15 protein-coding genes are annotated in these 19,118 nt (G+C 63.2%); 7 read left to right on the top strand and 8 right to left on the bottom strand.

Features of this window, described 5'->3' with window-relative positions; translation table 11 throughout:
• Positions 1-57: 57 nt before the first annotated feature.
• Positions 58-3,714 (bottom strand): ABC transporter ATP-binding protein, encoded by a 3,657-nt coding sequence (locus E3227_RS10675; protein WP_144318449.1) that lies wholly within the window; start codon positions 3,712-3,714, stop codon positions 58-60.
• Entirely contained in the window at positions 3,707-4,588 is an 882-nt protein-coding gene (locus tag E3227_RS10670) for a hypothetical protein (protein ID WP_144318448.1), read from the bottom strand. The genes E3227_RS10675 and E3227_RS10670 overlap by 8 nt, the downstream gene beginning before the upstream one ends.
• Positions 4,589-4,790: 202 nt before the next feature.
• Here E3227_RS10670 and E3227_RS10665 point away from each other — a divergent pair, with 202 nt between their 5' ends.
• Positions 4,791-6,395: a carboxylesterase/lipase family protein gene (locus E3227_RS10665; RefSeq protein WP_144318447.1), complete on the top strand. Its 1,605-nt coding sequence runs from the start codon at positions 4,791-4,793 to the stop codon at positions 6,393-6,395.
• Positions 6,396-6,488: 93 nt separating this feature from the next.
• Positions 6,489-7,484, top strand: coding sequence for a DNA primase (locus E3227_RS10660; protein ID WP_144318446.1), 996 nt, complete (start codon positions 6,489-6,491; stop codon positions 7,482-7,484).
• A gap of 8 nt (positions 7,485-7,492) precedes the next feature.
• Here E3227_RS10660 and E3227_RS10655 read toward each other — a convergent pair whose 3' ends face one another.
• The gene (locus tag E3227_RS10655) at positions 7,493-7,978 is read right to left on the bottom strand and encodes a hypothetical protein (RefSeq protein ID WP_144318445.1); all 486 of its coding nucleotides are present in this window, start codon (positions 7,976-7,978) and stop codon (positions 7,493-7,495) included.
• Positions 7,979-8,199: 221 nt separating this feature from the next.
• On the opposite strand from E3227_RS10655, the gene E3227_RS10650 reads away from it, so the two are divergent.
• From E3227_RS10650 to E3227_RS10640, 3 genes are read left to right on the top strand one after another with little or no spacing between them, the layout of a single operon-like run.
• Positions 8,200-9,396: an MFS transporter gene (locus E3227_RS10650; RefSeq protein WP_144318444.1), complete on the top strand. Its 1,197-nt coding sequence runs from the start codon at positions 8,200-8,202 to the stop codon at positions 9,394-9,396.
• Complete coding sequence (locus tag E3227_RS10645; RefSeq protein WP_144318443.1) at positions 9,393-10,376, top strand: nucleoside hydrolase; 984 nt, start codon at positions 9,393-9,395, stop codon at positions 10,374-10,376. Before E3227_RS10650 ends, E3227_RS10645 begins: the two co-directional genes overlap by 4 nt.
• 48 nt (positions 10,377-10,424) lie before the next feature.
• A complete protein-coding gene (locus E3227_RS10640; RefSeq protein WP_136651853.1) occupies positions 10,425-10,733 on the top strand; it encodes a hypothetical protein in 309 nt (102 codons plus the stop codon).
• Positions 10,734-10,745: 12 nt separating this feature from the next.
• Here E3227_RS10640 and E3227_RS10635 read toward each other — a convergent pair whose 3' ends face one another.
• Positions 10,746-11,798, bottom strand: coding sequence for an FAD-dependent oxidoreductase (locus tag E3227_RS10635; RefSeq protein ID WP_246062687.1), 1,053 nt, complete (start codon positions 11,796-11,798; stop codon positions 10,746-10,748).
• Here E3227_RS10635 and E3227_RS10630 point away from each other — a divergent pair.
• Positions 11,782-11,961: a hypothetical protein gene (locus E3227_RS10630; protein WP_309485248.1), complete on the top strand. Its 180-nt coding sequence runs from the start codon at positions 11,782-11,784 to the stop codon at positions 11,959-11,961. The two genes, E3227_RS10635 and E3227_RS10630, sit on opposite strands and share 17 nt — an antisense overlap.
• 10 nt (positions 11,962-11,971) lie before the next feature.
• Here the strand turns inward: E3227_RS10630 and E3227_RS10625 are convergent, their stop codons facing one another.
• The 4 genes from E3227_RS10625 to E3227_RS10610 are packed head-to-tail and all read right to left on the bottom strand — an operon-like array spanning position 11,972 to position 16,646.
• The gene (locus E3227_RS10625; protein ID WP_144318441.1) at positions 11,972-12,250 is read right to left on the bottom strand and encodes a hypothetical protein; all 279 of its coding nucleotides are present in this window, start codon (positions 12,248-12,250) and stop codon (positions 11,972-11,974) included.
• Positions 12,251-12,302: 52 nt separating this feature from the next.
• Positions 12,303-13,268 (bottom strand): L-lactate dehydrogenase, encoded by a 966-nt coding sequence (locus E3227_RS10620; protein WP_144318440.1) that lies wholly within the window; start codon positions 13,266-13,268, stop codon positions 12,303-12,305.
• Positions 13,269-13,309: 41 nt separating this feature from the next.
• Positions 13,310-16,252, bottom strand: a complete 2,943-nt coding sequence (locus E3227_RS10615) for a DEAD/DEAH box helicase (RefSeq protein ID WP_246062686.1) — start codon at positions 16,250-16,252, stop codon at positions 13,310-13,312.
• A complete protein-coding gene (locus tag E3227_RS10610) occupies positions 16,239-16,646 on the bottom strand; it encodes a (deoxy)nucleoside triphosphate pyrophosphohydrolase (RefSeq protein ID WP_144318439.1) in 408 nt (135 codons plus the stop codon). The genes E3227_RS10615 and E3227_RS10610 overlap by 14 nt, the downstream gene beginning before the upstream one ends.
• Positions 16,647-16,754: 108 nt before the next feature.
• Here E3227_RS10610 and E3227_RS10605 point away from each other — a divergent pair, with 108 nt between their 5' ends.
• Complete coding sequence (locus tag E3227_RS10605) at positions 16,755-18,878, top strand: DEAD/DEAH box helicase (protein ID WP_144318438.1); 2,124 nt, start codon at positions 16,755-16,757, stop codon at positions 18,876-18,878.
• The last annotated feature ends 240 nt before the right edge of the window (positions 18,879-19,118 follow it).

Genomic DNA, 19,118 nt, shown 5'->3' with positions numbered 1-19,118 from the left:
GCGGTAACTTTTATCGACTCTAATTACATGCCCCGGCGAGGGTTAACTCGCACCCCTTTAGCGGTGGACTGTCCACATGCGGGCATAGTGCCCACCGGTGCTAAGGAGTTCATCGTGGGTACCGTCTTCTATGATACGTCCTTCGTTGACAACGAGTATTCGGTCCGCTCGGCTCGCCGTCGCGAGGCGGTGTGCGACGATGACCGACGTGCGCCCCACGGTGGTGTGCTCGGCGGCGTCGAGCACGGCGCGTTCGGTTGCGGGGTCGAGGGTGGCGGTGGCTTCGTCGAGAAGCACGACGTCGGGGTGGAGCATCTCCGCACGCGCCAGCGCAATGATCTGGCGCTGCCCGGAACTCAAGCCGCGGCCGCGCTCGCCCACGAGGCGGTTGAACCCGCCGGGGATGGAAGCGATGATGTCGAGCGCGCCGATGCGCTCGACCGCGGCCTCGATGTCGGCGTCGGTGGCGTCGTTGACCCCGTAAGCGATGTTGTCGGCGACGGTGCCCGGAAACAGGTACGACTCCTGCGGAACCTGGGCGAGCGCACGGCGCCAATCGCTCAAAGGAAAGCTCGCAATATCGCTTGACGACGCCCGCACCACGCCCCGGGTCGGGTCATAGAAGCGGGCCAGGAGCTTGACCACCGTCGACTTGCCGGCCCCGGTAGGTCCGACGAGCGCAACGGTGCGACCCGGCTTGAGGGTGAGGTTGACACCGGAAAGCACCGTGGTGGGCTCGGGCGCCTGCGGGTGGTAGGAGAAGCTGACGTTGTCGAAGCTCAACGGCCCGCGGGCGGCGGAGGCGGCGCCTGCGCTCGTCCCGGTATCGGGCACGGTCGTGCGCGTGTCCAGCAGATCGGTGATGCGGCTGAAGCTCACCGTGGCCTGCTGCCAGGCGTCGAAGGTCTGCCCGAGCTGCTGGATCGGACCGTAGAGCTGGCCGAGGTACATGGTGAACGCGACGAGCACGCCGACGGAGAGCTCCCCGCTTTCCACCCGGCCGGCGCCGTAGCCGACGATCACGGCCGTCATCACCTGGGAGATCGCCTGCATGCCCGGGAAGTACAGGGCCAGCAGGTTGACCGACCTCATGCGGTAGCGGCGGTAGGTTTCGGATTCTGCGGCGAAGTCGGCTTCCGCGCCCGTCTCGGCGAGGTGCATCTGGGAGATGCGGATTCCGCCGATGAGCTCGGCGAACTCGCCGTTGACCAGCGAGACCTGGGCGCGCGCGGCGTGGTAATATCGCTTGGACAGGATGCGAAACACCACGGTGGCGGCGACGATGACGGGCACCGCGAGCAAAGCGATGAGCGTGAGTTCACCGTCGGTGGCCACCAACATGATGGTTACTCCGATCAGAGTGCCCACCGCAACGATTGCCTGGGCGAGCCCGGTCTGCAAAAACGACGACAGCGTGTCGATGTCGGTGGTCATGCGCGTCATGATCCGCCCTGAGAGGTGACGTTCGAAGTAGCTCAAGCCAAGCTGCTGCAGGTGCGCGTAGCTGCGCAACCGCAGGCCGTAGAGCAGGCGCTCACCCGAACGCGAGCTCAGCACCGTCATCAGCACCTCGGCGGCCCAGGCGATGACGACCACGCCGAGAGCCAGCGCGCCGACAGTCCACAGGGCGTCGGTATCACCCGGCGCGATGCCGCGGTCGATGGCCGCGCGGATCAGGGTGGGCAGGGCGAGGTCCGCCAGCACGCCGATGACGAGCAGGATCACGGTCGCCGCGATCAGCCAGCGCACCGCCTTGAACAGGTCCGCGACCTTGAAGGTGGACGTGGGTTCGCGCAGCTCCGCGACCTTGGTGTCGGCGAGGTTGGGCTGTTCGGTTGCGCGGGGCAGGGCGTCGACACGCGCGAGCAGCTCCTCACTGGCCGCGATGGAGCGGCCGTGGCCGCTGGCGCTGAAGTGCTCGCGAAACCCGTGGTCGATCTGCGGCCACAACTCATCGCGAGACGGTTGCGTCCTTGTCAGCGCAGGGGCATCTGGGGTGGGGTCCATGAGCGCGCGGTAAGCATCAAGGGCGACGATCTCCTCGCGGGGCCCATCGGCGATGACGCGGCCGCGCTCCATGATGACGACACGGTCGGCGTGGTCGACGGTGGACTGACGGTGCGCCACCGCGATCATGGTCACCCCGCGCAGGTGTGTGCGCAGGTTGTCCAGGATGGCCGCCTCGTTGTCGGCGTCGATGGCGCTGGTGGCGTCGTCGAGCACCATCACGGCCGGGCGCGCCAGCAGTGCGCGGGCCAGGGCGATGCGCTGGCGCTGGCCGCCGGATAGCGTCAGGCCGCGCTCGCCAACGAGTGTGTCGTAGCCCTCGGGCAGGTTGTCGATGAACTCGTCGGCGCGCGCGAGCCGCGCGGCCTCGCGGACCTCGGCGTCGGTGGCCCCGGTGCCCATCGCGATGTTGTCGCGGATCGACGAGGAGAACAGAAAAGCTTCGTCGAACACGCAGGTGACTTTCGAGCGGATTGCTTCCAGGGTCATGCTGGCGTAGTTGGTGGGCGTCAGGGAGGCGTCGAGAAGCGAGACGCTGCCGGCGTCAGGGGTGTAGAACCCGCCGGCGAGCTGTACCGCCATGGACTTGCCCGCGCCGGCGGGGCCGATGACCGCGATAGTTTCACCGGGGGCTGCGGTCAGCGTCAACCCATTCAGCACTTGGTGGCCGCCGGTGGCGAAATGGACGTCGTCGAAGCGGATGCCGCCGCTTCCGGGCGGGGCTGGCTGGGGGGCCGCGGGATCGTCGCGCTCGGGGTGCAAGGTGAGCACCTGGTCGAGGCGATCGACCGAGCTCAAGCCCATCTGCAGGCGCACGTACTGGTTGGTCAGCATCGACAGCAACGACGACATCGAGGTCAGGTATGCGCTAAAGGCGACGAAGGCACCAATGGTGATCGCTCCGCTGACCGCAATAAGGCCACCGGCGACGATCGTGATCACCAGGGCAATCTTCGGCAGCTGGGAGAGCAGCGGCTGGAAGCGCGCCGTGAGTTTCGCCGCCCGCATCTTCACCGCGTACAGGTAGCGGCCCAGCTCGTCGAGGCGGTCGATTTCGCGGTCCTCGCGCCCGAAGGCTTTGACCACCCGCACTCCGGAGACGGTCTGCTCGACGTGGCTGGCCAGATCCGCCGCAGTTTGCTGGTTGACCCAGGTCGCGGCATAGAGCGCCGTGCGCGAGCGGTTTGCCTCCCACAGGATCAACGGCATCAGCGCCAGCGACAGCAGAGTCAAGCGCACGTCCATGGTCAGCATGACAACGATCGTGGCCAGAAGCTGCAGAGCGCGGGTCACGAACATGGGCGCGGAACCGAGCACCATGTGGAACTGGTTGAGGTCTGTAATCGAACGCGACACGATCTGGCCGGTGACAATGTCATCTTGTCCCGGCCCGTCAAGGCGGTGCAGAGTTTTCAGCAGGCCGACGCGCACCCAGTGCTGGGAGTTTGTCGCCAAAAGCCCCGATGACCAGCGGCGCATCCAGCTAAGTGCGTAAGTGAGCAGAGCTAGACCCACCATCAACCACGCGATCGCGCTGATCGAGCCCTGGGCCGCACCCGTGGCAACATCGATCGCACGACCCGTCAGCGCGGGCAGGGCGACCTGGGCGAAGGCTGCCAAAAAAGCTGTGCCGAAGGCGAGGTAGGCGGCCGCCTTGTTTTCGCGGACGACGCGGCGCAGCAGCGAGGACTCGCGCGGCCTAGCCACGGTTGCGTCGAGCGCGGGTGCGCTTGTTATCGCCGGTGTCGCTCGTGTTATCGGTATCAGACTTTTCGCCACCGACCGCGCCCGCGATAAAGCTTAGGAAGGCGCGCGGGTTCTTCGCCCGCTTGACCACCTCTTGCTCCTCCGCGGATGCCTCGGCGGGCAGCTCCTGGGCAAAGCGCGGCGGCAGCGGGCCGAGGGCAGCCGAGGCGTTATCGCTGACTACAGTGGCGAGCTTGCGGTTGGCGATAGTACCCGCCACCGCGCCGATGCCCAACGGCAAGAACTTGCCCAGCCAGGCGCGTCGCAGCCGTTTCGTCACCGAGCGCAACGCGGTGCGGGTGAGGATGTTGTTGGCTTCCACCAGTGTCGGCCCGGAAAAGCGCGAGAGCATGTTGGTGCGGGTGAATTTGCCGCCGGGGCCGAAGACGGAATCGACCACGGCGAGGCCCTGGGTGCCGGTGAGTGTGACCAATACGACCGCACGACGGCGCTCGGGGTCTTCGATGTCGATGCCGCGCAAGTAGGCGCTGGCTACGGTGTAGAACGCGGCGATATCCAAGAAGATGACGGACTCGCCAGCGACGGCGGCGGCCCCGGTGATCAGCCCGATGCCGGGCACGGCGGCGGCGAGGCCAGCGCCCGCGCCGGTGCCGGAGACGGTGGTGCGGAAGTGGCGGTCCATCTTCGCTTGCACTTCGGCGGGGGTCGCGTCCGGGTTCTGGCGGCGCATCCAGTTGACGTAGGCTTTGATGCTGCCCGATTGCAGGTGAACAGCTTTGTCTACCGCAGCGATGAAGCTTTTCCCAATGCGGCCGGCCTCATCCTCCAGGGTCTTTGAGTCGGAGTTGAGTGCGTCGGTGATTACTTCCTTCACCTGGGCGCCGTCCGCGGAGCCGGAGTTGGTATTGCGGGGGTGTCCGAGCGCCCGAAAATCATTGTGTTCTCCTTGGTTTAGTCAACTAAACTCGCCCAAGTTTAAAAGATTGGGCGCACATGTACCGTCCAGCGCGCTGATATGCGCAATCATGCCCACCGTAACCCTTTTGAGAGAATCGCATGGAAATATTGCTGTGCGAATGTATCGGTTGAATGCAAAGGAGGCCCGAGTGTCACAACCCGAGGTACGCACCACATCAGGTGTGGTACGCGGCGTTGTCGACCCGACGACGGGGGCGCGCACGTGGCGGGGTGTGCCGTTCGGTGATTCCACCGCCGGCGCCCAGCGTTTTCGCGCCCCGCGGCCGGCGCCGGAGTGGGAGGGCGTGCGTGACGCGTCCGTGTTCGCACCGCCGGCGATGCAGACCACTTTCAGCTTCAAGGATAGCGTGATCGGCTCCGAAGACTGCCTCACTCTCGACATTGTGCGCCCCGACACCGACGACGTCTTGCCGGTGGTGGTGTACTTCCACGGTGGCACGTTCATCACCGGTTCGTCGCACGAAAAGGTGCTGCAGGGGCACTTCTTGAGCCAGGCGACGGACGTGGTGTACGTCTCGGTCAATTTCCGGCTCGGCGTTCTCGGCTACTTGGACATGCGCTCGGTGGGAGGGGATTGCGTCGCCAACCCGGCGATCCACGACCAGGTGCTGGCGCTTCGCTGGGTGCATGAGAACGTTGCCGCGTTCGGTGGCGACCCGGATGCGGTGACGCTGATGGGGGAGTCGGCTGGCGGGGCAGCGGTGCTGCACCTGATGTGTGCCCCGGCAGCGCGCGGGCTGTTTCATCGGGCGATCGCGCAGTCGCCGCCGTCGGCAAGCGTGCACTCGCGCGTTCAGGCGGCGATGTGGGTGCGCAGGCTTATCGACGGCCTCTCCATGCCCCGGACCACAACCCTGTCCGACCTGCGCGACGTCGACGCCGCGGAGCTGGTGCGCGTGGGCCGCTCAATGATGCTCACCGGCAAGGAGGTCGTGCAGTTCAACACGGCGTTCATGCCCACGGTTGATACCGCCACGCTGCCGGCGCACCCCATCGATATGTTCGAGGATGGCGAACAGGCCGCGGTTCCGCTGATCATCGGAACGAACTCGGACGAGGCGAGTTTCGCCAAAGCGATGTACCGGACGACGAAGTCGCGCCAGCGCGCCGCGCGCCGGGCCCTGGAGGCATTCGATGCGGACAACGCGCACCTCGTGATGGAGGCGTACGGGTACGCGGGCGGGCGTGCGGATTTCGCGGACCTGATCGCTGACGCTGTGTTCTGGGCCCCGTCGGTGATGCTGGCCACGGCGCACCGGCGGCTGGCGTCGACGTGGATGTACCGCTTCGAGTACGCATCGGCGACGATGCGCAGGCTGGGGCTGGGTGCGATGCACTCGGCGGACCTAGTCGCTGTGTTCGGGGACCCGCACTCCACCCGCATCTCCAAGTTGGACCGATTCGGCTCTCGCGAGGCGTTCGCCGAGGTCAGCAAAACTATGCAACAGCATTGGGGGAGTTTCTTCCACACCGGCCGGCCGGGCAAGGAATGGCCGGAGTATGGATTTCGGCGCGATGATATCCCCGGGCGTGCGACCGCGGTCTTCGGTGCCGAGAGATTCGTGGACTACGACCCGAAGAGTTCGAAGCGCCTGGCCTGGGAGGACTTCGATATGCGCGAGTGGGGCAACAACCGCGGGGAACTGATGGAGTCGCTGGCTGAGTTCTTCGGGTTCGACTTGCCGGACACTGACGACGAGTGAGAGCGCGAGGTGCGCGCGCCGGGTTATTCGGGGCTAGGCTGGGGCCGTCATGAGGACACTCTTCAGCCACCCACTTGGAAGGAATGGTTCGCCGTGAGCTTTTTCGAGGATATCGCCGCCGCCCTTGACCGTGACGGCATTGAATCCCGCGTGCACGATGAGACCATGTTCGTGCCCATTACTGCCGATGTGGAAATCCAGTTCGTGGAGATCGACCCGCACCTGCCTGCGGCGAACGTCTACATTGCTGCGGCCGACGTCGACGAGGACGACGACGAGTTCGAGGCCGTCTTGGTCTCGGTCGTGTTCTCAGTCGAGGACGCGGTGGCAACGGTTGCGGAACACGTGGCGACGGACCAGGTAGTGACCGTGCTGCGCGACCTTCACGAGGCCACCGATGAGCGAATCAGTGATCTGGAGTTCTTCCCGGACCCGGTGAATACTCAGCTCATGCGCGCGGAGGTTGGGGGCAGCGCTGAGTTGCAGGTGCTTGTTGAGGTTGTCGACGGGGAGCCGTGCGCCACCGTGACGTTCGTGGCCCTGTCGGATAACTACGACGATTTGATGGACGACGCCATTGGTGAGCTGTGGGAGTCGGATGGGGATGCGGAGCTGACGGACGAGGATCGCTCGCGCCTGTTTGAAACCATCCACGCGGAGGCCGTTTCCGAGTCGGAGGTTCTCGCACTGGGCAAATTTACCGACTTCGATCGCCTTTTTGATGTCCTTTCCCTCGCAGCCGACCAGGCGGAGGAGTGGGAGTCACAGTTACTGCCCGTAGAAGACGGGTTCGACGAGCCGGAGGTCTACGACATCTTCGGCCGCGATGGGCTCGACGAGGAAATCGACGGCGTCAACGATGTTCATGCCTCGGATGACTTGGACGAGTTCGACGACGATGATGACGATGACGACTTCGACGACGATGTTGACGAAGATGAAGATGACGCGGTAGATGCGGATGATGCGCGCATCCCGAACGCCACTGCCGCAGTGGCGCCGGATGCGTCGGACGCGGCCTCGGCGCGCCGCGTCCGTAACACCGACATTGACCCAAACACGCAGGTTCCGGTCACCGACGAGGTATAGGGGGCGTCCTACGCGGCCGTCATCCCGTCGAACATCGACGGGGGTGAGGACACGGGCGTGAAGTGGGCGTCGACAAGCCAGACGTAGGTGACCGCCTTGGGCGAGGCGATCTCGTGCACCGCGGCTGCGTAATCCTCGGTGACTAGTGAGCGGATCCACGCCTCTGTCAGGTGGGGGTCAACGATCGCGCCTGAGGTGTCAGTGAAGCGGACCTCGATGAGGTAGGCGGGCACGTGTGGCTCGCCCCACCCTTGTATCCGGGCACGTGCACGTGGCCCAACGCGGCGACGTGTAATCGCCGCTGCAAGAAGCGGGCCGCCGCGGTGGGCGGGGAGGTTTTTCACCGGCGGGCGCCACGCCACCGTCGGCCGGGCGAGCGAGCGCGGATGGTGGATGATGCTGTGCAGGTCGTCGATGGCGAGCGGGTGGCGCGACGAGATGTCTGATGCGATTTGGGACGGGGTGGATGCGATGTAATCAATGTGCTGTGTCATGACACTGAAGTTAGAACATCGGTGCGACACGGCTTTTGTGCCGTTAGAACATGTGGGCGAATCTTTGCCGGGGCCGGCTTGCTGAGGTCTAGCAGCTATACCTCAGCGCCCGAGATCCTTGCGCGATGGCCCCGGTCTCACCTCAATGAATCCGTCGATGCCCAGTAGCCCGACCTCCATGAATTACACCGGAGACGGAAACGGGTTAGCCTGACACCGATATGTCTGAACATCTCACACCCGTGCCGAAGATCCCGCGCACAATCTGGGTTCTCACCGCAGCGGCGTTCATCATTGCCCTTGGCTACGGCTTCATCGCCCCGATCCTGCCGCAGTTCACGGCCAGTTTCGGTGTTTCGATGGTAGCCGCGGGCGCGGTGGTGTCGGTTTTCGCCGCCGCTCGGCTCATCGGCGCACCGGGCGCGGGCATCTTGGTGGACAAGGTGGGGTCGCGACCCGTCTACATCACCGGACTACTGATCGTCGCCGTCGCGACGTTCCTCGTCGCTTTCGCGCAGGCGTACTGGCACGTTTTCGCGCTGCGGTTTATCGCCGGGTTCGGGTCGACCATGTTTACCCTCTCCGCGCAGGCGCTGATTGTGCGCGTCGCGCCACCGATGATCCGCGGCCGGGCCAGTGCCGTTTATGCCTCGGCGTTTCTGTTGGGCAACATCATTGGCCCAGTTATCGGGGCGCTTTTGGCGTCGTTAGGTTTCCGCATTCCCTTCGCCGTTTACGGCATCGGCGTGGGCGCGGCCGCCATCTTGGTGTGGATCCTCACTTCGACGCCGAGGGGGCGCGTCGTCCTGCCGCCGAAACTGCCGCCGATGCGGTTGAGCGAAGCCATTAGTCTGCCCACGTACCAAAGCCTGCTCACCTCTGGTTTTGCCAACGGCTGGGCGAACTTCGGTGCCCGGGTTTCGGTGCTGCCCCTGTTCGCGGCCAGCGTGTTCGCCAACGGTTCGGCCGCGGCGGGTCTGGCGCTCACGGCCTTTGCCCTGGGCACCGCGGTCACCCTGCAGTTCTCGGGCAGGCTTGCCGACGCCGTCGGCCGCAAACCCCTCATCATCGCGGGCCTCGCCGCCACGACGGTGTTCACCGGCTCGCTCGGCCTGGCCACGCACGTGTGGTCGCTGCTGCTCCTGTCGGTCCTCGCGGGAGTGGGCGGTGGGTTGATGAACCCGGCGCAGCAGGCCACGCTGGCGGACCTGATCGGCAACGAGCGCTCAGGTGGCAAGGCGCTTTCCACGTTCCAGATGACGATGGATGCGGGCCAGATTTGCGCCCCTATTGTCGTCGGCATGCTCGCGGAGGTCTATGGTTTTGGCGTCGCCTTCGCCTCGTGCGGGGCGCTGACGCTGGCGTCGCTGATTGTGTGGCTGCTGCGTGGACAAGAGACCCGAAAGGAGCTGGCATGAAGCGCGTCGTGTTAGATTGCGACCCCGGCATCGACGATACTTGTGCGCTGATCTACCTGGCGGCCTTGCACCACGAGGGCAGTGTGGAGCTGGAGGCTGTGACCACCACGTCCGGCAACGTCGAGGCCACCCAATGCGCGGTTAACGCCGCCTGGGTGCTTGCCCAGTGTGGCCTGCGCACGATCTCGCTCGCGGCAGGCATGGCTAATCCGCTGGTCCTGCCGCTGACCACCACACCGGAGACTCACGGTGAGACCGGCCTGGGCTACGTGTCCGCGCCCGCGCGCCACGTCGAAACCGACTGGGACATGTTGTGGTGCGACGCCATCGAGCGCGGCACGGACGATTTGCACCTGGTGGTCACAGGCCCCTTGACCAACCTCGCCGCTTTCCGGCGCCTGCACCCCTCGCATTTCGCCGAGCTCAAGCACATCACCGTGATGGGCGGGGCGATTGACTACCCAGGCAACACCACCGACACCGCCGAGTGGAACTTCTGGGTGGATCCTCACGCCGCCAGCGAGGTGTTCGCGCACACCCCGGTCCCCATCACCCTGTGTTCGCTGGGCGTAACGGAGCGCATGGTGCTCGCTCCGGAGACGCTCGCCACCGCGATCGACGCGCTCGGCCCGGCCCCGGTAGCGCGCGACCTCGGCGAGATCCTGCGCTTTTACTTCGAGTTCCACGAGCTGGAAAACCTGGGCTATGTCGCCCAGGTCCACGACCTGCTCACCGCCATGGTCGCGCTCGGCACGGTGCTTTTCGACGCCCCTTCGACCACAATCTCGGTTCACAGCGACGACGATGACCAGCGTGGAACGAGCGCGATTGTTAGCGGGAGAGCCAACGCGTGCGTCGTCGCACGCGCCGATGTCGACGCAGCTCATCGCGAGTTTGTGCGGGCCTGCGGAGTGCACGCGAGGTTCTTCGGCGGCAGCGCTGATCTCGACGCCACGCGCCATGCCCGCGCAGAGGACTAACCATCCCGGCCCGCCAGCCGTGTGGGCTTTTGCGGTAAGAATGGCAGTATGACTACTTACACAACTAACGTCGAGGTCGATGTCCGCAACGTGGACGAGGCGGCCGCAACCGTAAACACTTCTTCCGCTGCCGCTTTCGTCTTTGAGCAGCTTATTCAGCGCGCCGGAACCTCCGGGGCGATTAGCGCCGCCGGGGACGCCACCGGCGACACCTTCCCGGTGAAGGTGGAGGCGGCCAACGTCAACGATGCCGACGATCGGCTGAACGACACCTTCCGTCCCCGCCTGGTCGACGGGGTTGATTACGCGATTTCCTGGACCCTGCCGCGCACCGCCACCGGCGGGTTCTTCGACTAGTTCTTCTGCCGCTTAGGCCTGCACACCCGCCGCCGCGAGTGCTTCTCGGGCGGCGGGTTCTGCAGCTGCGCGGTCCGCGGCAACCAGCCCGATGCGGGTGCGTCGGTCAAGGATGTCGTCCACGCTTATCGCGCCCTCGTGGGTGACCGCGTACGAGAGTTCCGCCCTGGTGATGTCAAGACCCGCGATGCGCTCCGTGGCGTTGTCGAGGGCGCAGGCGGCGAGCACGTTGTACGCCTCTGCGCCGTAGCGTTCGACCAGCGAGCGGGGCGGCATAGTCGCTACTGCGCTTGCCGTGGCGATGTTGCCTGAGATGCGCGGCGAGCGTTCGAGGGAGGCGCCGACGAGGGCAATGCTCTTCGTCGAGCATGGCGCCGGGTTGCAGCTGAGGTGGGTGCGGACGGAGTCGTCGTCAAGCAGCTCGTCTATGGTTTGCTCGGCCATCAGCCGGTACTCGGTGAGCTTGCCGCCGGTGACGGTAACAACGCCGTCGTTGTTCAGGATCAGGTGCTCGCGCGACAAGTCAGCGGTGCTGCCGACATCGGAGGCCGAGCGCAGCTGCGTCAGCGGGCGCAGCCCGGCGAAGGCGCCGAGGACGTCGTCGGTGGTCAGGGTCGTCTCAAGCCCCTGGTTGACCACGTCCAAGATCCACTGCACGTCGGACTCGGGCGCCTCGGGCACGTCGGCGAGCTGCGCCTTTTCGTCGGTCAGGCCGATGTAGCAGCGCCCGAGCTGGTTCGGCAGGATGAAGCAGAAGCGGTTGATGGAACCGGGCACCGCCACAGTCAGCGCGCCGGTGGGGTTGCCCACCTTTTCGGCGTCCACCACGATGTGGGTGCCGGGGCTGGGGGTGACGGCGACGTCGCTTACGATGTCGCCGGCCCACACGCCCGTGGCGTTGACGAGTCCGGCCGCGGACACCTCGAGGGTGCGATCGTTCAAGGTCAAGGTGACAGTCTTGAAACCGTCCGTGCGTCTCGGCGCCACCCGGGCGCGTGCATGGGTGAGCACGTCCGCCCCGTAGCCGGCGGCGGTGCGGGCTAGGGCGGTGACGAGACGCAACACGCTTGTCGAAGGCGACGGGATCAGTTTCTACCGCGCTTCTCACGTTCGTATCGAGATGGACACGGAGATGAACTGCTATGCCGACGGCGACTTGATGGCGCCGCTGCCAATCGAGCTAGAGATCGTGCCGGGCGCCGGGCGTTACCTCGTCCCGCGCCCGTAGCTGGGGTAGGTTAGCGCGGCAGCGGGGCTGCGGCGGCCTGGGCGGCGACGATGCCGTTGGTGCGGCCGTTGCCCTGGGGAGCGTAGCGCCCGTGAGGGGCCGCTTGATTGACGACGTCCCCCTGGCTGCCAGTGTTGGTGGCCTTCTTCTTTTTCGACCCACCGCTGGTGATGGAGCGAACGACGCTGCCGGCCAGCGCCGGGTAACGCACCTGCGCATAGGTCAAGACCCGGTTGTTCACCGCGCCGGTCAGTTGCTGGACGGCGTTGGGCTTTGGTGCTGCACTCATGGGGGCCTCCTTCGAGATAGTTATTGCTCGGAGTTTAGAGCACTATCCCGGCCTAGTTGGCCACGCCGATCGATTCTAACACCTTACGCAACGTCGCAGCGGAGGCGTCGAAGCGCTCGAATTCTTCCTCGTTCAAACGTAGCTCGACAACGTTGCGCACGCCCTGGCGATTGATGATGGTCGGGGTGCCAATGTAGACATCCTCGCGGGCGTACTCGCCCTGCAACAGCGTCGATACGGGCAGGGCCACATCCTCGTTGCGCAGGATCGCCCGGGTAATGCGCGCGAGCGCGGATCCGATGCCGTAGGAAGTGTTGCCCTTAGCGCGGATGATGTCGTAGGCGGCGTCGCGGGTTGCGCGGAACATCTCCTCAATGTCTTCGTGAATATGCGGGTTCTTCTCCGCCTCCTTGTCCACGATGCGCGAAATTTGTACTCCCGCTATGGTTCCGGAGGACAGCACCGGCAACTCGGAATCCCCGTGCTCGCCGATGACGTAGGCGTGCACAGCCGAGGCAGCAATGTCGAAGCGTTTGCCAAGGTTGTGGCGCCAGCGCGCGGTGTCGAGCACCGTGCCGGAGCCGATGACCTGGTTCGACGGGAGCCCCGTCTGTTTCCAGGTGACGTAGGTGAGAATGTCCACCGGGTTGGTGGCCACCAAGTAAATGCCGTTGAAACCGTTGTCCATCACCTGGCGGTTGATGGACTCGAAGACCTGGACGTTGCGCTCCACAAGGTCGAGGCGAGTCTCGCCCTCGCGCTGTGCCACACCCGCGCAGTTGACCACGATTGCGGCATCCCGGCAGTCGACATAGGAGCCCACCGTGACTTGGATGTTATGGCCGGAGAAGGGGACAGAGTGGGAGAGATCCTCCACCTGCGCCCACGTTATATCCTCGTTGAGATCGATGATGGCGAGGTGGTCAGTCAGCCCCTGGTTAAGCAGAGCGTAGGCGTAGGCGATGCCGACGGCGCCAGCACCGATGAGGACGATTTTTGTTCCTGGGGTCACGGTCATGGTGTCCCGCCTTTTCGTGTGGGGGTTGGGCACTTCGGAGTTTATGAGGTGGTGTGGGGTACCGCTACCGATGCGACGGTTTTCGAGGCGGTGATGGCGTCGAAGATTTCCTGGGGAATTGGGTGGTGGAGTATGAGGTCCGTCGTCACCACGTCGAGGTAATCACCGTTGTTGCCCCTCATCGTCGTGTTTTGCGCGTCGGTCGAATCGGCTTGGCCTAGATAGTGGAACTCAAGGCCGTCCGCATCTTCGCGTTTAACGAAAAGATGCAACTCAACCGAATTGGACAAAATTGGTTGGAGTTCCTTGCTTTCCAAAGTTCGCCCGTGCCGCGAAAACCAGTGCATGGTGGATCGATTTACGAGATGATCGCCGTACTGCAGGCGCGTATCGACGTCCGGATCTTTGTGGTAGGTGACAAAAATCGGACAGGTACCGGAATGCTTATCGACTTTGTAGCCCATGATTGTGCTCTCCGCATTCTGTTTCCAGTTGAGCAGCCGGCACGCATCTTTGCGCGAATACAGCTTGCCCGGGAGGAGGCGGTCGCCGCTGCCATAGTGCTTGCGATTGATCAGCAGACCCGTCGCGATGATGTCGTCGACGTGGGCTCGGAAACTCATTTCGGGGTGCGGGTGCTCCGCAGCGTAGGACCCGTAGAGAGAGGTAAACTCGCGACCGAGTCGGTACTGATCGCCCACGCGTTCCACGATTGGTTTCGAGCCATATTTTTGAGCCGTGGCCTTTACAAACCATGACAGGTCCAAGATCCGCTCTACCGATTCGAGATGCTTCGCCGAGGCGTCAAGCCCCTGCTGTTGCAGTGAGTTTCTGAAACTATCGACACTGATCGGGCCGTTTTCGATCAGGGCTCGGAGGAGGAGTAATTCGTGGGGCCGTTTACCGTTCAGCAGCTCAATAGACAGCATGGACAGTACTGCCGCCTCATGCGAAGAAGGTGGGGTTTCAACGAACTTGAGCGCGTTTAGGAGGGACCAATAGTTCGACGCATTGTTGTCCGTTGCGGCGAGAATGAACGGGTTCATCGACTCGTGGTTTTCGAAGTCAACAAGTGAAGGGATTCTCCCCAACCGGTACTGCAAGTTCAAAATTGCTTCCCGCTTCGCCTTACGGTCAGCAATGCGGGCCTTTTGCAAAGATTCAACAATTCGCTGCATGGAGACCCGATCGAAGCTCACGGTCGAGGCACCGGCTAACGGGTGCGTGCGTGTTCGATGCAGTCCCTCCTTGATCACGTCCTTGCTGCCCGATCGATCACCCGTAAGCGCGACCGCAATAAGAAAATTCGTGGCGTAGTTACCAATCACGTCGATGACACGTAGCGAGCGCTTGCCCGCATATTTGCGCAGGCCGCGGCCAAGTTGCTGGGTGAACACGATCGACGATTGGGTGCTACGCAGCATAACCACCATGTTGACAGGAGGAATGTCGATGCCTTCGTTGAAAATGTCGACCGTGAGGATGTAGTCGATTTCGCCGTGAGCTAGCTTCTCGACGGCGTTCTCACGAGTTTCGATTGAGTCCCCGCCGGATAGCGCAATGGTGCGTAGCGGACGGCCATGGACCGATTCTGCGTTTAGCCCCTTGCTTAAAGCGGCCGCCTCGGCGTTGCTGCTGCAGAAGATCAACCCCTTGGAATCTCGTGCGAAGGAGTAGTCTTGGATGATTTTCGCTAGATGATGCACCCTCTCAGGGTCTGCTAACTGTTCCAATGTCGAGTTATCCGAGATCACCGAACCAAATGCGGATTCGTAGTCCGATACACCGTAGTAGTCAAAGGGGACAAGCATGTGGTTTTCGAGCGCGCCCTCCAATCGGATCTCGTAGGGCACGTTGTAGTCGAAAAGCTCAAAAACATTGAACCCATCGGTGCGTTCCGGGGTCGCAGTAAGCCCTAGCGTAAAGTCCGCGCGGAAATGGTTGAGCACCTTCTGGTAAGACTCGGCTCCAGAGCGATGGACCTCGTCAACGATGACAAGGTCAAACTGCTCGGGAGAAATGTCGCTCAGCGTGTCGCCGCGGCTTAGGGATTGAATTGTTGCAAAGACCAGGCGTTGATTAGCTTCCTTACGTTGCCCGACGATAAAACCGATATCAGTTGGCGGGCAGGCGAGCACTCGTTGAAACTCTTCAGCGGCCTTGTTCAGAATTTGTTCTCGGTGGGCGACGAAGAGGACACGGCGTGGCTTAATTTGCCTCACTGCTAGTGCCGAAAGAATTGTTTTTCCAGTACCCGTTGCAGAAATGATGATCGCTCGGCGCTCGCCGGCGTCGATAACCCGCTGAAGGTTTTCCAGTGCCTCGGTCTGCATGAGATTCGGCAATATCTCTTCACCGTCATCGCTTAGTGAAATGGGTTGAGACACGTCGTCGAAAATGACTGTGCGCTTCTTCCTGCGCTTTTCGTACTGATCAATCCAGTCTTCGGTCAGCACAATCGAATTTTCACGCTGCCATTTAACCGCCTTACTCAGCTGAATCGCGATGTCGCCGTCATCGTGGCTCGAAAACTTTAGGTTCCACTCGTTGTTGCTGAGTAAAGCGTTCCTGGTCAGGTTGGAACTTCCAACCAGTGCGGTGAGGTGGTCGCTGTGGTGAAAAATGTACCCTTTCGCGTGGTGCGGCTTGCCGACAAGAATCCGTGCCTCAATGTGGTCAAACTTCAACAGTTCGCGTAACGCATCGGGCTCATTGAAGTCCTGGTAATCGGACGTGACAATCGTTCCTTTGCCCTTGAATTGGCTTAGCTGTTGGGTGATTGTCCCAATCCCGTCAGTGGTGACAAACGCTACGGAAAATTGGAATGAATCTGCGCGTTCAAGCTCGGCGCGGAGGACACCGCCCATCGTCATTGCCGAGTCGTTGAGGACTAATGAAGGACCACGGTCGTGAAATTGGCTGTCATCAGCTTCGATGAAACCGTGGTCGACGGCGGGCCGCAACGTTGCTTTAGAACTCTCCACGTTGACCTCTTTCAACGAGCAATTCAACAGCAGGAATATCGGCGGGCGCCCAATCCAGCGAAGGAAGGTCCTCGACAGCAACCCAGCGAGCTTCGGAATGTTCAGTCAATACAGGATCGCCGGATACTAATTCACAGAGGTAAGTAGCGAGATTGACGACCCCAAAGTCGTAAGCATGCGCGGTAGTTGTCAGGTGCGCGCCCACTCGGGCGTCGATAAGCAGCTCTTCCTTGAGCTCGCGGACAAGCGCGTCCCGCGGGCTCTCACCGGGCTCGATCTTCCCTCCTGGAAATTCCCAGGCGTCCGGCATTGCCTTGTCGGGACCGCGTCGGGCCGCGAAAACGCTGCCGCGGCGAACGAATACGGCTCCGACGACGTCGATCTGTTTCGGCATGGTTGATAGCTTAGGTCAGTCGCGCTGCAAGCGGTGCTGGTGACATGGCCCCCATGTCGCCACCGCCGAATAGTAATACCGGCGCGTCTCGCGTAAGGTGGGGCAACAATGAGCACTTCCGAAAACGCTACCGGCAGCGAGTTTGAGCCGGACATGAAACTGTCGGAAAATCAGGACACCCCGCAGGTTGTCGCAGCATCTGAGAATGAGGCTGCAGCAGACACCAGGGATGCGGGAGATTCTGAGGACACCGGCGCTTCGGCCGCAGCCGAAGCCACCGTAACTGAGAACGCAGACGCCAAAGAAGCGCCTGCACACGCCACTGAGACCGAGAAGGTCTCCGAGACTGAGGCGGGGGATAAGCCCCAGGCCGACGACACTCCCAAGGCTGATGAGCCTAAAGCCGAGGAGCCCGAGAATGGGTTCGAGAAGCTGGACCTGCCCGATTCCGTTATCGCAGCGGTGAAGAAGGTCGGCTACGAGCAGCCGTCGCCGATCCAGGCGCAGACGATTCCGCTTCTCATGCAAGGCCGCGACGTCGTGGGGCTGGCCCAGACCGGTACCGGTAAGACCGCCGCGTTCGCACTGCCGGTCCTTAGCCAGATCGATCCTTCGCTGCGCCACCCGCAGGCGCTCGTCCTTGCTCCGACACGCGAGCTCGCCCTTCAGGTCGCCGACTCCTTCCAGTCGTTTGCCGACCACTTAGGCAAGATTCAGGTTCTGCCGATCTACGGTGGCCAGGCCTACGGTATCCAGCTCTCCGGTCTGCGCCGTGGTGCGCAGATCATCGTCGGCACGCCGGGCCGTGTCATCGACCACCTGGAAAAGGGCTCACTCGACATCTCTAACCTGCGCTTCCTCGTGCTCGATGAGGCCGATGAGATGCTCAACATGGGTTTCCAGGAAGACGTCGAACGCATCCTCGAGGACACGCCGAACACCAAGCAGGTCGCGCTGTTTTCCGCGACGATGCCCAATGGTATCCGCAAGATCTCCAAGCAGTACCTCAACGATCCGGCTGAGGTCACGGTGAAGTCCGAGACCCGCACCAACACCAACATCACTCAGCGTTACTTGTTCACGGCGCACCGTAACAAGCTCGACGCGATCACCCGCATCCTCGAGGTCACCGAGTTCGAGGCGATGATCGTGTTCGTGCGCACCAAGCACGAGACCGAGGAACTCGCCGAGAAGCTGCGTGCGCGCGGGTTCTCCGCCGCCGCGATCAACGGCGACATTGCCCAGCAGCAGCGTGAACGCACCGTCGATCAGCTTCGCGACGGCCGCCTCGACATCTTGGTTGCCACCGACGTTGCCGCCCGCGGCCTCGACGTTGAGCGCATCTCCCACGTGTTCAACTACGACATCCCGAACGACACGGAAAGCTACGTGCACCGCATCGGCCGCACCGGACGCGCGGGCCGCACCGGCGAGGCCATCCTCTTCGTCACCCCCCGCGAGCGCCGTATGCTGCGTTCCATCGAGCGCGTGACCAACGCGACGATCGAGGAGATGGAGCTGCCGACCGTTGACGAAGTCAACGAGAGCCGCAAGCTCAAGTTCATGGACTCCATCACCGAGTCGCTGGAGTCGAAGGACCAAGACGTTTTCAAGGCGATGGTGCGCGAGTACTCCAACACGAACAACATCCCGATGGATGACATCGCGGCGGCACTGGCCGCACAGGCGAATGCCGCGGGCGAGTTCCTGATGAAGGAGCCGCCGAAGGACAAACGCGCCCGCCGCGACCGCGACGGCTGGGACCGCGACGATCGACGCGATCGCGATCGCGGCGGGCGCCGGGATCGGTTTGACCACGGCGATAGGGGTGACCGTGGTGGGCGCGGGCGCCAGAATGACAGTGAGAACTTCGATACGTACAGGTTGGATGTCGGCAAGCGCCAGCACGTCCGCCCGGGCGCCATCGTCGGTGCTCTTGCCAATGAGGGCGGGCTGAACTCGCGCGACTTCGGCCGCATCACCATTGGCGGCGACTTCACACTGGTGGAGCTGCCGCAGAATCTCGACTCGTCCGTGCTGGATCGCCTATCGGACACCAGGATTTCCGGCCAGCTCATCAACATCCAGCGCGACAAGGGCGGCGCGGCGCGCAGCTTCGGCGGCGGCCGTGGCGGCTTCCGCGGGCGTGGCCGTGATCGTGATCGTGATGATCGCGGTGGGCGCGGCGGCTTCGGTGGCCGTGGCGGTCGCGACCGGGACTGGCGCGACTAGTTCGCTGGCTTCTGACGGCTGAATGGGCGCCGACACTACTTCGGTAGTGTCGGTGCTTTTTGTTTGGGGGTGGTGTTTCGCCGGGTCAGATGTCACGGTCAGGCTGGGTGGGGTTGTTGTAAGCTGGGGTTTTGCTCTTTGGCGCCGGTTGACTGTGACATTCCACCGCGTCAGATGTCACGGTGAAGCCGAGTCGGGTTGCGGCGACCTGGGGTTTTGCACGCTGGTGCCGGTTGACTG

The sequence above is a fragment of the Corynebacterium sanguinis genome, assembly GCF_007641235.1.
In the GTDB taxonomy this organism is placed as follows: Bacteria; Actinomycetota; Actinomycetes; order Mycobacteriales; family Mycobacteriaceae; genus Corynebacterium; species Corynebacterium sanguinis.
Note: the sequence above shows the minus strand (reverse complement) of the source record. Positions and strands in the feature narration are given on the sequence as shown.